Below are 13243 nucleotides of genomic sequence, written 5' to 3'. Positions count from 1 at the left end.
CCAGGTCCCCATGGGGGTCCGTTTAGGAAAGCGCTTCGCCAAGCCCCAAGGAAAAAGGAAAACACGGTGATCGATCTCCTCGAACTTTTCCATCCTTCCAATCCCATTGAAAGAGCCTACAGCAAGATCCCGTCTTCATATCACAGCCCCTGATGGCTGGGGAAGCCACACTGAGACCCGTGCGTGTTGACGTGAATCAAGCGCTGGTTGTTGCCACGCTGATCTTTCAGAAGCATCCGCAGGTAGGGCACCTGGATTCCCCAAGTGAAATTGGCGTGGCGCTAGGAAGTGCGCGGCATGTGAAACCGACGCCCCTCATTGGAGTAGCACAGCGTTAGCGTCGATCTTTCACTTGATGGCAGAGACCCGTGTCCGCAGAGGAAGAAGACACGCTCCAACCATCGGCCGGAATCCCCCTAGTATCTGCACCAGCAATTCCCGATAGTCCCACGCAGATTACCTGCAGCACCATCGAGCGTCCCTCTGCAGGAATCCACACATGAGCCTGGCGCTGGTCCACAGCCGTGCCCGCGCCGGGGTCGATGCCCCGCTGGTGCGGGTGGAAGTGCATCTCTCCGGTGGCCTGCCTGCCACCCAGATTGTCGGCCTGGCCGAGACCAGCGTGCGTGAATCCCGTGAGCGCGTGCGTGCCGCCCTTCTTTGCGCGCGCTTCGACTTTCCGCAGCGACGCATCACGCTCAACCTCGCGCCCGCTGACCTGCCCAAGGAAGGCGGGCGTTACGACCTGGCCATCGCGTTGGGCATTCTGGCAGCCAGTGGCCAGATCGATCCGCAGTCGCTGCTGCAATACGAGTTCCTGGGTGAGCTTGGCCTGACCGGCGAGCTGAGGCCGGTGGCCGGCGCGCTGCCGGCGGCGATTGCGGCGGCTGATGCCGGGCGCATCCTGGTGGTGCCACCGGGCAATGCCGCCGAGGCGGCCCTGGCCGAGCACGCCGATGTGCGCGTGGCCCGCACGCTGCTGGAGTGCTGCGCCGGGTTGGGCAATCCGCGTCTGTTGCCGTCCGTGGAGCGCGTGGACACGACACCGTTGCCACTGCCCGATCTGGCCGACGTGCGCGGGCAAGCGCATGCGCGGCGTGCGTTGGAAGTGGCCGCAGCGGGTGGTCACCATCTTCTGCTGATCGGCAGCCCTGGCTGCGGCAAGACATTGCTGGCCTCGCGCCTGCCCAGTCTGTTGCCGGACACCGAGGAGGCCGAGGCGTTGCAGCTGGCCGCGATTGCGTCGGTGAGTGGCGAAGGGCTGGATCCGCGGCGCTGGCGGCAACGGCCGTTCCGCTCTCCCCACCACAGTGCGAGCGCGGCGGCGCTGGTGGGCGGCGGCAACCCGCCCTGCCCCGGTGAGATCTCGCTGGCCCATCACGGCGTGCTGTTCCTGGATGAGCTTCCAGAGTGGAACCGCAGTGCATTGGAAACCCTGCGAGAGCCGCTGGAATCCGGCCACATCCGCATCGCCCGCGCGGCACGCAGCGTGCAGTATCCGGCGCGATTCCAGCTGGTGGCGGCGATGAATCCCTGCCCCTGCGGCTGGGCCGGCGACCGCAGCAACCGCTGCCTGTGCAGCGACGAACGCATCAACCGCTACCGTGCGCGCGTGTCAGGCCCACTGCTGGACCGCATCGACCTGCATATCAGCGTTGCGCGCATGGATGCGGTGGAGCTACGGGAAAGCACGCCGCTGGGTGAGCCCAGTGCCGCGGTACGTGCACGGGTGGAAGCCGCACATGCGCGGCAGCAGGTGCGTGGCGGGCTCAATGCGCATCTGCCGCCAGCGGCGCTGCGAGCCTGTACCCGACTCAGCGAGGCAGATCAGGACATGCTGGAGCAGGCCATCGAGCGTCTGCAGCTTTCCGCACGTGCGATGCACCGGATTCTGCGCGTGGCGCGCACGATTGCGGATCTGGCGGGTTGTGAAACGATCCAGACGGCGCATCTGGCTGAGGCGATTGGCTATCGGCAGTTGGATCGGGGAAAGCCTTAGAAATGCCGGTCGGGTTGGCTATTGGTAGAGTCGACCGTTGGTCGACTCTCGCGCGAAGCGCGGCCTTCTGAGAGGTAGATGCGAAGAGCGGTGGACTAACAGTCGACCCTACCAAGGGCAGGCATCAGGCTGCCGTATGCAACCGTCCCCGCTTCGCCAGCGACGCCACCCGACGGCTGACCAGCGCGTGGAGCTCCGCCAGTTCCGACGCCCGGCCAGCCGTCATGTTGTCGCCGAACAGCACCCGTGACAGTCCCGCCGCGTCGCTGTCCTCCGGGTGCTGCCAGCGGTCGCGATATACCTTCTGGCACACCAGCCACGCCTGCGGCAGCCCTCCGCCGGGCAGCGGGCGGACCACGCGTTCGTAGACCTGCCAGAACTGGTATTCGGCACGTAGGTCGATTGCAGGCGCCACGGACAGCGTCTGCCGGGGCCGTCCTGGGCCTCGGATGCCGAACAACCGGGTTGGCGGGGTCTGCTGTGCCATGCGCACAGGATGACCCAGCAACATTGTGGGAACCTTGCGTCGCCGCCAGAAAATCCCTGTTGATTGCCCAAGGCGGGCTTCCGGGCGGGCTGCGGGGTCAGAGCCCTTTGCCGTGCAAAGGGATCCGCCCCCCCGATCACGGGATGGCTGCGGGGTCGGATGCCTTTGCGCAGCAAAGGGCTCTGACCCCACCCTCATCGCCTCAGAACGCCATCGAGGTACTGAACATCAGCTGCCGTGGCGCGCTGCGCTGCAGGGTCTGGTAGTCCCCCGAGAACGACGAGCCGGCGATGGTGGCGGTGCCGATGTTGTGGCGATTGAACAGGTTGCTCACGTCCAGCCGCAACTCCAGCCCGGGCACTGGGCTGTCCGCACCGAATCGATACGCAGCATAGGTGTTGACCTGCCAGAAGGTCGGCACGCGGATGTCGTTCTCGTAGGTGAAGGGCTGGCGCAGGTACGAGGTGCTGGTGGCACCAAAACGCCAGTCACCGAAGTGGGCGGACAGGTCGCTGACCAGCGAGATCTGCGGGTAGCCCGGCTGGGCGTTGCCCTTGATCGGGTACACCGTGTCACCCACCACGAAATCGCTGTCATAGTACGAACGGGCCACGGCCACGCCCTGGTAGAACTGCAGGTGGTCGCTCAGGTCGGCGGTGATGCCGAGGTCGGCACCGATCACGTGCATCTTCGGCATCAGCCGCACGGTGTTGATCTGCGCGAACTGAGTGCCGATGGCCGCCGACAGCAGGCGATTGCGGATGTCGTTGTAGAACACGTCGCCGGTGATCGTCAGCCGATCGAAGCGGTGCGATGCGCCCACGGTAAGGTTCCAGTTCTTTTCCGGACGCAGGGTACCCGCCACGCGGTCGAACTCTTCCTGGTCGGTGATGGTCCACGCCGAGGCGGTGTAACCGATGTTGCCGCGCTGAGCGACGCGATAGCCGTTCATGGTGTTGGCCAGGTCGATGAAGGCATCGGTGGATTCGGTCGGGCTCCAGAACAGCGAGACGTGCGGCAGGAAGTAGCTCTTCGCGCACAGCGTGCCGTTCACCGGCCGGTCCTTGGCATCACCGAGGCCGCCGCCACGGGTGCGGAAGTCCACGGCCTTGAAGCCGACACCCAGCTTCAGCGTGTCGTTCAACACGATGTCGTCCTGCAGGTAGAACTGGCGCGAGCGGGTCACCCAGCTCGAGGCGTTGTCGGTCTTGAACGCGGGGCCATACACATCGAACGGACCGGTGGCCTTCAGTGGTGGACCCTCGCCCAGCAGCGGCTGCTGGTACCACTCGGTCTTGGCCGCGGCCTTGCTCTTCTCCTGCCAGAAACCGGCGGTGAAGGTGTGCGCGCCCGCCTCGAACTGCAGGTTGAGCATGCCGCCCAGCCGGTTGAGGTGTGGTGTCTGCACCTGTTCGGAGAACGGCGCGCCGTTGGGCGACGGTACGGTCGGGTCGGTGAGCGTGGCCTGGGTGTGGCTGTTGGCGTTGTACAGCTGCACGTTGCCGCTCAGCGCCGGGGTGATCTGGAAGCGATGGTTGATCGATGACACGCGGTCGCGGGTGATCTGGCCGGTGTCGTACGGAATCAGTTCGGACAGCTCACCGCAGGTGTAGGCGCCACAGGATTTGTCCGCGTTCTCCGGCGAGGCCACGTACCAGGCCCACGCATAATCGGGATAGAAGATGTCGGCCTTCCAGCCCAGCTTGCGGATCATGTCGAAGGAGATGTTGTTGTAGCCCCAGACCTTGGCCTTGCTGTCGGACAGGAACACGGTGAAGTCACCCCAGGCGACGTCCTGTTGCAGCTTCAGGTCGCCGCGCAGGAAGTTCTGCGTGCCCTCGCCCTGGTACTTGTCGGCAGACACGCGCTGCAGGTCGACAAGTACCTTCGGGCCCTGCTCGCCGAGCTGGCCGGTCTGCCCGGATACGGTGGTGACCAACGTGCTGTTGCTGCCCACGCCCTGCTTCACGCGCAGGCTGGGCGTGTCCTGCAGGTCACGCAGGCGGTACTCCAGGCTGCCGCCGTTGACGCTGCTGGAGAACACGCTGACCGGTGCGCCACCGGGGCTGACCGTGATCGCGCCGATGCCATCGGGCACGCCCACGTTCACCACGCTGGTGCCGGTGAGCGAGAGGAAGCCGTTGTCGTTCAGCGGCACGCCTTCGAAGGTGATGCCCATTTCGTTCATGCGGAAGCCGCGCACGAACAGGCTGGTGGCCGAGATATCCAGGCCCAGTCCATCTGTGGCGGTGTAGCTGGCGCCCGGCACCTGCTTGAGCATCGCCAGGCCGTTGTTGCCGGTGACCATCGCGTCGAGATCTTCGGCCTTGATGATGTAGCGGTTGGGACCAACCACCTGGGTCGGTGCCACGGCGGCGCCACGCGGCGTGGCGATGACCTGCAGGGCGTTGAGCGTGGTGGGCGTGTCGTGCGCGGCATCGTGCGTTTCTGCGGCGTACGCAGGGGCTGTGATGGCCGCGATGATCGCCAAGGCAAGGCGTGTCGTGGGTGGGGTGTTCATGGCAGCAGATCCAGGGTGCAGGGGGAAAGCGGCGCAGGCGCACGCCCAGCGCGTTGCAGCGCCGGTGTCGGCGCCCTGGCTGGCAGTGCGATTGCGTTGAGGGGGTAACAGCGCGGTGCGCGCCGGTCAGCAGATGAAGACGATCATCTGCCGCAGGATTCGATGGCGTGATTTCGACGTGCGAAATTCTTGCATCGCGCTGCTGCATCCGCCATTGCACCGTGGTACAGCGCCGATGGCGGTGGGGATGGGTGGGCTATACGTGGGTATAGCCCCGCCGTGGTAGAGGCCGGCCTTGGTTGGCGCTTGCCGCTTGCGTGTGCCAACCAAGGTTGGCACCTACCAGCGCAAGCGGACGCGCAGTTACTGCAGGACGAAACGCTCGATCGCACGCGCCACGCCTTCATCGGCATTGCTGGTGGTTTCGAAGCGCGCCACGGCCTTCACCGCATCGATGGCATTGCCCATCGACACGCTGGTGCCGGCGTACTGCAGCATGGTCAGGTCGTTTTCCTGGTCACCGATGGCCATCACGTTGGCGCGGTCGATGCCCAGGTGCTCGGCCAGCTTCTGCAGGCTCGGGCCCTTGCCGGCGCGGTGGTCGAACACTTCCAGGAAGAACGGCGCGCTCTTCAGTACCGCGAAGCGCTCGGTCAGTTCGCTCGGCAGGCGCGCGATGGCGGCATCCAGCACGTCCGGCGCGTCGATCATCATCAGCTTGATGAAGGACATCGATGGATCCATGTCCTCCACGCGGCGGTAGGACAGCGGCATCCGCGAGAGATGCGAGTCGGCTACGGTGTAGTAGCTGATGTCCTGGTTGGGCGTGTACATGCGCTGGCTGTCCAGCGCCTGGAAGTGCACGCCCAGGTCGCGGGCGACCTGCTCGCAGAACAGGAAGTCGTCGAAGCTGAGCGGATACTCGACCACGGTTTCGCGCGTGCCGATGCGCTGCACCAGGCCGCCATTGCAGGCGATGCAGTAGTCGTCGTTGCCGGTGATGCCCAGCTCGTGCAGGTACGGCGCCAGGCCCGGAACCGGGCGGCCACTGGTCAGCACGATGTGCACGCCCAGCGCCCGCGCCTGCGCGATGGCCTTCCTGGCGCGGGAGGTGAGCTGGTGCGACGGGTCCAGCAGCGTGCCATCCATGTCGATGGCGACCAGTTCGATGGTCGATTGCCTGCGGCCCATGTCCATTGCGTTCAACTCGTGCGGGGCACGCCAGTTTACCCCCTCATGCCCGGTTCACTTCTTTGCCCACGTTGGCCGGGATACTGCGGGAGCCTGTGCGTCCCCCACCGCAGGACGGCCCGTTGACCGCCCTTCCCTGGAGAACCTTGCGACGCATGACCTACCGTGCCCCCGAAACCAATGACAGCGCGCCCCTGGCCCAGCAGATCGAGCAGATGATCGACGAGCTGCCCGGCGACCAGGTGCGCGTCGGCACCCTGCTCAGCGCGCTGGGCGATGAGGGCCTGCTGCTGATCGTGATCCTGCTCTCGGCCATCTTCATCATTCCGGTGTCGATTCCCGGGCTGAGTACCGTGTTTGGCGCCTCGATCCTGCTGATCGGCCTGAGCCGGGTGCGCAGCCGCCCGCTGTGGGTGCCACAGAAGCTGGCCCGCCGCGAGATCGCCACCGACAAGCTGAAGGCCAACCTGGGTCGTGCGCTGAAATGGGTGCACCGCATGGAGCGGCTGTCGCGGCCGATGCGGCTGGCGGTGATGGTGCGCTCGAAGAAGATGATGCGCCTGAACAACCTGATGCTGGTGTTCGCGACCCTGCTGTTGATGGCGCCGGCCGGGCCGATACCCTTCAGCAACACGCTGCCGGCGCTGGCGCTGATGTCCTTCGCCATTGGTTTCATCCAGCGCGATGGCGCGGCAGTGGCAGCCGGCTATGGTTTCGTGGTGGCCACGGTGGTGTATTTCGGCGTGCTGCTGGGCGGCGTGGGATTTGCCGCCGAATCGGTGTTCAGCGGGTTCCGCAGCAGTACCGCGGAACTGTAGAGCCGAGCCCACGCTCGGCTGCTCTTCAACCTGTACGCGGAAACCCCGCGCTGCGCGCGTAAGCCGAGCATGGGCTCGGCTCTACAGAACTACTTGGCCGACACCCGCCACACCACGTCGCCCACGTCGTCGGCCACCAGCAATGCGCCTTCGGCATCCATCGCCATGCCCACCGGTGCGCCCATCAGGGTCTTCTCGTCCTTCGATGCAAAGCCGCTGACCACGGTCTGCGGCCGCCCGGTCGGCTTGCCGTCCTTGAACGAGACGTAGACCACTTCATAGCCGCTCAATGGCGAGCGGTCCCAGCTGCCGTGCTCGCCGATGAAGGCACCGCCGTGATACTGCGCCGGCAGTGCCTGGCCGGTGTAGAACAGCAGGCCCAGCGGTGCCACGTGCGAGCCGATGGCGTAGTCCGGCACGATCGCCTTGGCCACCAGGTCCGGCCGCTGCGGCTGCACGCGCTCGTCCACGTGCTGGCCGTAGTAGCTGTAGGGCCAGCCGTAGAAGCCATCTTCCTTCACCGAGGTGAGGTAATCAGGCACCAGGTCGGCACCGATCTCGTCGCGTTCGTTCGCCACGGCCCACAACGTGCCGGTGCTCGGCTCCCAGTCCAGGCCGGTCGGATTGCGGATGCCCGACGCAAAGATACGGCTGCCACGGGTGGCCACGTCCACTTCCAGTACCACCGCACGGCGGTATTCAACGGCCAGGCCATTTTCGGTGATGTTGCTGTTGGAGCCGACGCCCACGTACAGCTTGCGGCCATCGCGGCTGGCCAGCAGTTCCTTGGTCCAGTGATGGTTGATGGTGCTGGGCAGGTCGGTGAACTCGCGGCCCTTGTCCGACATGCGGGTTTCGCCGGGCACGTAGTGGTACTGCATGATGTTGCCGGTGTTGGCCACGTACAGCGTGTCGCCGATCAGCTGGATGCCGAACGGCGAATGCAGGCCCTCGATGTAGACATGCTGGGTCCAGGTGTTCGTTCCCGGCGAGCGGCGCAGCAGGGTGACCCGGTTGCCGCCCTTGCCGGCCTTGCCCGAGCGCGCCTTCACCTTGCCGGCGATCCACTGCTTGGGCGTGGTGACCGGTTCTTCGCCGGGGCCGTTGCCCTCCACCACCAGTACATCGCCATTGGGCAGGGTCAGCAGCCGCCGCGGATGCTGCAGGTTGGCGGCGATGCGTTCGATCTTCAGGCCCTCGGCCACCGTGGGGGTCTGTCCATCAGCCCAGCCGACGCCCTTGGGCACCTGCATCGGCGGCATCAGGAAGTTCTTCGGCGCCGGCAGCGGCGGCTTTGCGCCGGACTGGTCGGAGGGGTGGTATTCGGCCTTGCCCGCGCAGGCCGACAGCGTGACGGCCAGTGCCAGCGCGGCCACGGTGGGCAGGATGTGCTTAGCCATGACGACCTCCCTGCAGCAGCGGCGGCTGCAGTGACAGCAGGATCAGGCCCAGGGCGATCAGGGCCACGGTCAGCGCCGACAGGATCGTGCCCGGCACTGCAATGGCATACGCATCACGGCTGTGCACGAAGGCATTCCAGATGGCCAGCACCACCGCGACCAGGTTGAGGAAGAAGTCGATGCGGTCGATGCGGGTGGCGGTGCCGTTGCGGCGCCAGACCGTGAACAGGTTGATCAGCCGCGGAATGATGGCGATCAGCAGGCCGAAGGTGATCAGCCAGGCAGCGGCCTTGCCCCACATCACCTCGGCGCTGTTGAGGTAGATCGCGTCGAAGATCAGGGCACCGACGAAGAAGCCGAAGGGTATCGGGTTCAACAGGCTGAACAGCGTGGTGCCGAGGCCGCGATGGGCCTGGGCGAGCGGATTGACCATCATCGTGCTCCGTGCGGAAGGGTGCACGGGCTGTAGTAGCACAGCGCGATGTGAGGGCACGCGATGATGCCCCGGCAGGGCTGCCGCACCCACCGGGCAGGCACCGCACTACGCGGGCTCGTCCTCGCGCACCTCGTGGAAGGGCAGCATCGTCTCGAAGCCGAATTCGTGTTCCATGCTGGTGCGGACCAGGCCGCCGATGGCGTAACGGCTGGTGTTGGCATGCACGTCTATGCCACCGGGCCGCCACTCAGTGCGCAGATGCAGCGTCTCTGCGCGGCGCATGACGATCCGTTCCTCCTGCAGCAGTGCGCGACGGTGTTTCTTCATCAGCAGGCGCAGCGGTTTCACCGTGGTGATGCCGAATGCTGCCAACTCGGGCAGCAACTCGGCGATATCGGCATCGTCGCCGTAGTCGTGGCTGCGCGTATGCACGGACAGCACCACCTTGCGGATGGCGGCAACCGAGAGCGGGGTCTGGTCCGCGCGCGCACGGCCGCGCTTCCGTTCGTTCTTCATGTGTGTGGTCATCTGCACGTAGTTCTCCCTGTTTCCCACAACTCAGATTCAACCGCGCGAAGATCGCGTGAAGATGCTTGTGTGCACTGTCATAACCAGACGTACTAAGCGTTTGTGACGCAATTGGCACATCTGCAGATTGCTTGTGTGAAGAGGTAGGGGGTTGTTCGTTGTGTCGCGTTTGGCTCGTTGCGATGGGGCAGATCCGCCCCGCCGTCCTGCCATGCCGATTCACAACAGAAGGATTCGTGTATGAAGCGACACACGCAACGCACCGCGCCACCGCGCTCCGCGCGCCTGGCCCTGGCCACTGCCCTGGTACTGGGCAGCCTGGCCGTCACCGCCCAGGCCCAACAGGCCGATCCACTGGCGGCAATCCAGTGGCACCTGCTCAACACCGGGCAGACGGTCCCGGCCGACACGCTGCCGGTGGCCGGCAACGACCTGAACGTGGATGGCCTGTTCCGCAATGGCATCCGTGGCCAGGGCGTCACCATCGCCATCGTCGATGATGGCCTGCAGATCGCGCATCCGGACCTGGCGGCCAACGTGGCCGCTGTAGCCGGCAAGAACTTCACCAATGGCTCGAACAACCCCACCCCGACCAACCCGGATGTCGACAACCACGGCACCATGGTCGGCGGCATCGCCGGTGCGGTGGGCGCCAACAACCTGGGCGTGCGCGGTGTAGCCCCGGCGGCGACGTTGAAGGGCTTCAACCCGATTTCGCGCTCGGCCCTGGGCAACCAGCAGAGCAACATCGAGTACGCCTGGTGGGACGGCGCGGAATCGGCCGACGTGCAGGTGTTCAACAACAGCTGGGGCGCCGGCCCGGGCAATCCGAACCTGCCGCTGGCGTACAGCGAAAACACGATTCGTTCGTATGAGCAGGCACTGTCGGGGACGCGCGGTGGCCGCGGCGGCATCTACGTGAAGTCGGCCGGCAACAACTTCAACAATGCCTCGATCAGCCAGACCCAGGATGTCTGCACCACCGACACCAAGAACCGCAACACCGGCTGTGTGCCGGCCGGCCGTGATCCGCGCAACAACCTGTTCAACGTGATCACGGTAGGCGCGGTGCGCGCCGATGGCGTGCGCTCGTCTTACTCCTCCACCGGCTCGGCCCTGTGGGTGTCGGCCTTTGGTGGTGAGTACGGCCTGCAGGCACAGTTTGCGCCCGGCCTGGTGGCGCGCGCGTACGACCCGGCCATCGTCACCACCGACGTGACCGGGTGCGCGCAGGGCAGCAACAAGAACACCAACCGCCAGAACACGCTGGACAGCAACCTGTCGGCCATCGACAGCACCTGCAACTACACCGCCAAGATGAACGGCACCTCGGCGTCGGCGCCGATGGTGTCGGGCGTGGCGGCACTGGTGCTGGAGGCCAATCCGAACCTGTCCTATCGCGATGTGAAGTACATCCTGGCCACCACCGCCACCCGCAACCACCCGAACCAGCCGGCGGTGACGCTGGCCGACGGGCGCACGCTGGTGCCGGGCTGGACGGTGAATGCTGCCGGCCGTGCCTACAGCAACTGGTATGGCTTCGGCGTGGTCAACGCTGCGCGTGCAGTGCAGGTCGCTGAGAACTTCCAGTCGCTGGGCCCGCTGGTCGACAGTGGCTGGCGCAACACGACGCGTACCGTGGCCATCGGCAACACCTCGGCTGCCGCCGCACGCCTGACCTTCCAGTTGGCCAACGGCGCGCGCAATATCGAAAGCGTGCAGCTGGGCTTCCGGGTCAACCACCGCAACACGCGCCAGCTGCAGTTCGTGCTGGTGTCGCCCAGCGGCACCCGCAGCGTGGTGCAACCGGCGTTCACCGCGATCGGTTCGGGCACGGGTGGCGCGCAGAGCAACTTCACCAGCTGGGACCTGCTGTCCAGCAATGCCTTCCTGGATGAGAATGCCAGCGGCACCTGGACGCTGGAAGTGACCGACATGGGGCAGGCCGCGACCGCAGCATCGCGCGGCAACCTCGAATTCTTCAAGATCCGCGTTCTGGGGCACTGATGATGAAGACCACCATTCTGTTGAGCACGCTCGCCTTCGCGGCGATGACCTCCCCTGCCTGGGCGCAGAGCTCGGGGCAGACCCCTCCAGCCAGGACCCTGTCGACCGTGGATGCGCAGGAACTGAAGGCCTCCGCTACCGGCCGCACGTTCGATGTGGGCGGCACGCGATTCCAGCTGTCCCCCTCGGCCACCGTGAAGCAGGCCAGCGGCGGCCAGTTCACGATCACCCCGCAGGCGGCGGCGACCACCAGCTCGCGTACCAAGCGTTCGCTGGATGGCGCAACGGCGGCACCTGCCGATGCCGGCGCCGGCAAGTTCGCGGCGGCGGTCTCCCGTGACGGCGCGCCGGTGGTGGCGACGTCGCGGGTCAAGGTGTTCTTCACCGATGCGGCCTCGGCCCAGCGCGCAGCCGCCGCCACTGGCGGTACCGTGGTGAAGGTCTCCAAGGCTTCGGGCCAGGCGATCGTGGAGTACCCGTCGGTAAACGCGGCGCTGGATGCGACCACCAGGCTGCTGTCCACCGCCGGTATCCGCGCGACCGAGCCGGACGTGGTGCAGTGGGAAGAGACCAAGTAAGGCGTTGAGTGGTGCCCCTGGCCGGTTGGCTCTCCTGGCCGGCCGGGGGATTGGTCCTGCGAGGGGCGGCGAGCATGTAGAGCCGAGCCGATGCTCGGCTGCTGTCTGCGCGGCGCGCGCGTGTCGCGTTGAGCCGAGCATGGGCTCGGCTCTACAGCTGTGCCAACCAAGGTTGGCACCTACCAAGAGCGGATCCGCACGTACCAACCAAGGTTGGCACCTACCGGGGACAGTGGTCGAAACCCACCGGCGTCAGCGCGCGGCGAGTGTGCCGCTGTGCTTGAGGTGGCAGCTGGCCAGTGCGTCGTTGCCGGCGGCCGGGTAGCCAGGCTCGAGCAGCAGGCGCTGCACATCGGAGAACAGCTTTTCCACCGGCATGCCGTACGGCGCGAACAGGCGCAGGCGGCCCTGGCGGTCGAACACGTAGCCGCCGGCAATGTGGCTCATGGTGTAGGTATCCGGTACCTGACCGGGTTCCTTTTCGTAGAACGCCTTGAAGTCGCTGGCCATCGCGGCCAGCTGCGCATCGTTGCCAACCAGCGCGATTGCCTTGGGATCGAACGCTTCCACATAGGTGCGCGCGACCTCAGGCGTGTCGCGGGCCGGGTCGACGCTGACGAACACCACTTGTAGCTGATCGGCATCCTTGCCCATCAGGTGCTTGACCTGGCTCAGCTCGACCATCGTGGTCGGGCACACGTCCGGGCAGCTGGTGAAGCCGAAGAACAGATAGGTCACCTGCCCCTGCAGGTCCTTGGGGCCACGCACGGTGCCGTGGCTGTCGGGCATCGACCACTGCTGGCCAAGTTCTTCGCAGGCGATGTCCTTCGCATAGAAGTCCATGCGCGACTGCGCGCTGCAGCCGGCCAGCAGGCCGAGCAGCAGGCCTGCGGCCAGGCGCAGGCCACGATGGGGGAACGCAATGCCTTTCACGGTTCGCAGGCTCAGTTGATCATCATGTGGTAGTGCATGCTCCAGATGATCCAGACCGACAGTGCGATGACGATGAACAGGATCACCAGGGTGAACACGAAGCTGGCCAGGTTCCAGCCGCCTTCGGACTTGCGGTCCATGTGCAGGAAATAGACCAGCTGCACCAGGATCTGCGCCACTGCGAAGCCGACCAGCAGGAACAGCGTGAGCGGCCGCGACAGCACCGGATTCATCACCAGTGCGAACGGCACCACGGTCAGCAGCGCGCACAGCACGAAACCGATCAGGTAGGACTTGGTGGAGCCGTGCGCATTGCCGGCGCGCGAGGTTTCGACGTGGGCCATG

At 65.8% G+C, this 13243-nt stretch carries 12 protein-coding genes; 4 read left to right on the top strand and 8 right to left on the bottom strand.

Annotated elements, in window-relative coordinates; genetic code table 11:
* Window positions 1-499: 499 nt before the first annotated feature.
* The gene (locus RCF13_RS23055; protein WP_134967948.1) at window positions 500-1999 is read left to right on the top strand and encodes a YifB family Mg chelatase-like AAA ATPase; all 1500 of its coding nucleotides are present in this window, start codon (window positions 500-502) and stop codon (window positions 1997-1999) included.
* 124 nt (window positions 2000-2123) lie between these two features.
* On the opposite strand, the gene RCF13_RS23050 is transcribed toward RCF13_RS23055, so the two are convergent.
* The 3 genes from RCF13_RS23050 to yidA form a co-directional block, all read right to left on the bottom strand.
* Window positions 2124-2510, bottom strand: coding sequence for a hypothetical protein (locus tag RCF13_RS23050; RefSeq protein WP_134967949.1), 387 nt, complete (start codon window positions 2508-2510; stop codon window positions 2124-2126).
* Window positions 2511-2688: 178 nt separating this feature from the next.
* Complete coding sequence (locus tag RCF13_RS23045) at window positions 2689-5007, bottom strand: TonB-dependent receptor (protein ID WP_134967950.1); 2319 nt, start codon at window positions 5005-5007, stop codon at window positions 2689-2691.
* 363 nt (window positions 5008-5370) lie between these two features.
* Complete coding sequence (gene yidA, locus RCF13_RS23040; RefSeq protein WP_134967951.1) at window positions 5371-6204, bottom strand: sugar-phosphatase; 834 nt, start codon at window positions 6202-6204, stop codon at window positions 5371-5373.
* A 149-nt stretch (window positions 6205-6353) separates the two neighbouring features.
* On the opposite strand from yidA, the gene RCF13_RS23035 reads away from it, so the two are divergent.
* A complete protein-coding gene (locus RCF13_RS23035; protein ID WP_061479724.1) occupies window positions 6354-7016 on the top strand; it encodes an exopolysaccharide biosynthesis protein in 663 nt (220 codons plus the stop codon).
* Between the two features lie 89 nt (window positions 7017-7105).
* Here RCF13_RS23035 and RCF13_RS23030 read toward each other — a convergent pair whose 3' ends face one another.
* From RCF13_RS23030 to RCF13_RS23020, 3 genes are all read right to left on the bottom strand, one after another.
* On the bottom strand, window positions 7106-8416 hold the full coding sequence (locus RCF13_RS23030; protein WP_134967952.1) for a sorbosone dehydrogenase family protein: 1311 nt from the start codon (window positions 8414-8416) through the stop codon (window positions 7106-7108).
* Entirely contained in the window at window positions 8409-8849 is a 441-nt protein-coding gene (locus tag RCF13_RS23025) for a DUF2231 domain-containing protein (RefSeq protein WP_134967953.1), read from the bottom strand. Before RCF13_RS23025 ends, RCF13_RS23030 begins: the two co-directional genes overlap by 8 nt.
* A gap of 108 nt (window positions 8850-8957) precedes the next feature.
* Window positions 8958-9368 (bottom strand): hypothetical protein, encoded by a 411-nt coding sequence (locus tag RCF13_RS23020; protein WP_231352364.1) that lies wholly within the window; start codon window positions 9366-9368, stop codon window positions 8958-8960.
* Between the two features lie 252 nt (window positions 9369-9620).
* On the opposite strand from RCF13_RS23020, the gene RCF13_RS23015 reads away from it, so the two are divergent.
* Complete coding sequence (locus tag RCF13_RS23015; RefSeq protein ID WP_061479727.1) at window positions 9621-11387, top strand: S8 family serine peptidase; 1767 nt, start codon at window positions 9621-9623, stop codon at window positions 11385-11387.
* On the top strand, window positions 11387-11965 hold the full coding sequence (locus tag RCF13_RS23010) for a hypothetical protein (protein WP_061479728.1): 579 nt from the start codon (window positions 11387-11389) through the stop codon (window positions 11963-11965). Before RCF13_RS23015 ends, RCF13_RS23010 begins: the two co-directional genes overlap by 1 nt.
* 252 nt (window positions 11966-12217) lie before the next feature.
* Here RCF13_RS23010 and RCF13_RS23005 read toward each other — a convergent pair whose 3' ends face one another.
* Window positions 12218-12898, bottom strand: coding sequence for an SCO family protein (locus tag RCF13_RS23005; RefSeq protein ID WP_134967954.1), 681 nt, complete (start codon window positions 12896-12898; stop codon window positions 12218-12220).
* Window positions 12899-12909: 11 nt separating this feature from the next.
* Window positions 12910-13242, bottom strand: a complete 333-nt coding sequence (gene cyoD / locus RCF13_RS23000; protein ID WP_134967955.1) for a cytochrome o ubiquinol oxidase subunit IV — start codon at window positions 13240-13242, stop codon at window positions 12910-12912.
* Window position 13243 lies beyond the last annotated feature (1 nt).

This window comes from Stenotrophomonas maltophilia group sp. RNC7, from assembly GCF_030910085.1.
Lineage (GTDB): Bacteria > Pseudomonadota > Gammaproteobacteria > Xanthomonadales > Xanthomonadaceae > Stenotrophomonas > Stenotrophomonas sepilia.
The sequence above is the reverse complement of the archived record's forward strand: the minus strand, read 5'-3'. Positions and strand labels throughout refer to the sequence as shown.

Excerpts from the sequence above, each read along its gene's own strand:
- RCF13_RS23010 (WP_061479728.1), top strand. The coding sequence starts at position 11,387 with ATGATGAAGACCACCATTCTGTTGAGCACGCTCGCCTTCGCGGCGATG.
- yidA (WP_134967951.1), bottom strand. The coding sequence starts at position 6,204 with ATGGACATGGGCCGCAGGCAATCGACCATCGAACTGGTCGCCATCGAC.
- RCF13_RS23045 (WP_134967950.1), bottom strand. The coding sequence starts at position 5,007 with ATGAACACCCCACCCACGACACGCCTTGCCTTGGCGATCATCGCGGCC.
- RCF13_RS23020 (WP_231352364.1), bottom strand. The coding sequence starts at position 9,368 with ATGAAGAACGAACGGAAGCGCGGCCGTGCGCGCGCGGACCAGACCCCG.
- RCF13_RS23030 (WP_134967952.1), bottom strand. The coding sequence starts at position 8,416 with ATGGCTAAGCACATCCTGCCCACCGTGGCCGCGCTGGCACTGGCCGTC.
- RCF13_RS23050 (WP_134967949.1), bottom strand. The coding sequence starts at position 2,510 with ATGTTGCTGGGTCATCCTGTGCGCATGGCACAGCAGACCCCGCCAACC.
- RCF13_RS23055 (WP_134967948.1), top strand. The coding sequence starts at position 500 with ATGAGCCTGGCGCTGGTCCACAGCCGTGCCCGCGCCGGGGTCGATGCC.
- RCF13_RS23015 (WP_061479727.1), top strand. The coding sequence starts at position 9,621 with ATGAAGCGACACACGCAACGCACCGCGCCACCGCGCTCCGCGCGCCTG.
- RCF13_RS23025 (WP_134967953.1), bottom strand. The coding sequence starts at position 8,849 with ATGGTCAATCCGCTCGCCCAGGCCCATCGCGGCCTCGGCACCACGCTG.
- RCF13_RS23035 (WP_061479724.1), top strand. The coding sequence starts at position 6,354 with ATGACCTACCGTGCCCCCGAAACCAATGACAGCGCGCCCCTGGCCCAG.
- cyoD (WP_134967955.1), bottom strand. The coding sequence starts at position 13,242 with ATGGCCCACGTCGAAACCTCGCGCGCCGGCAATGCGCACGGCTCCACC.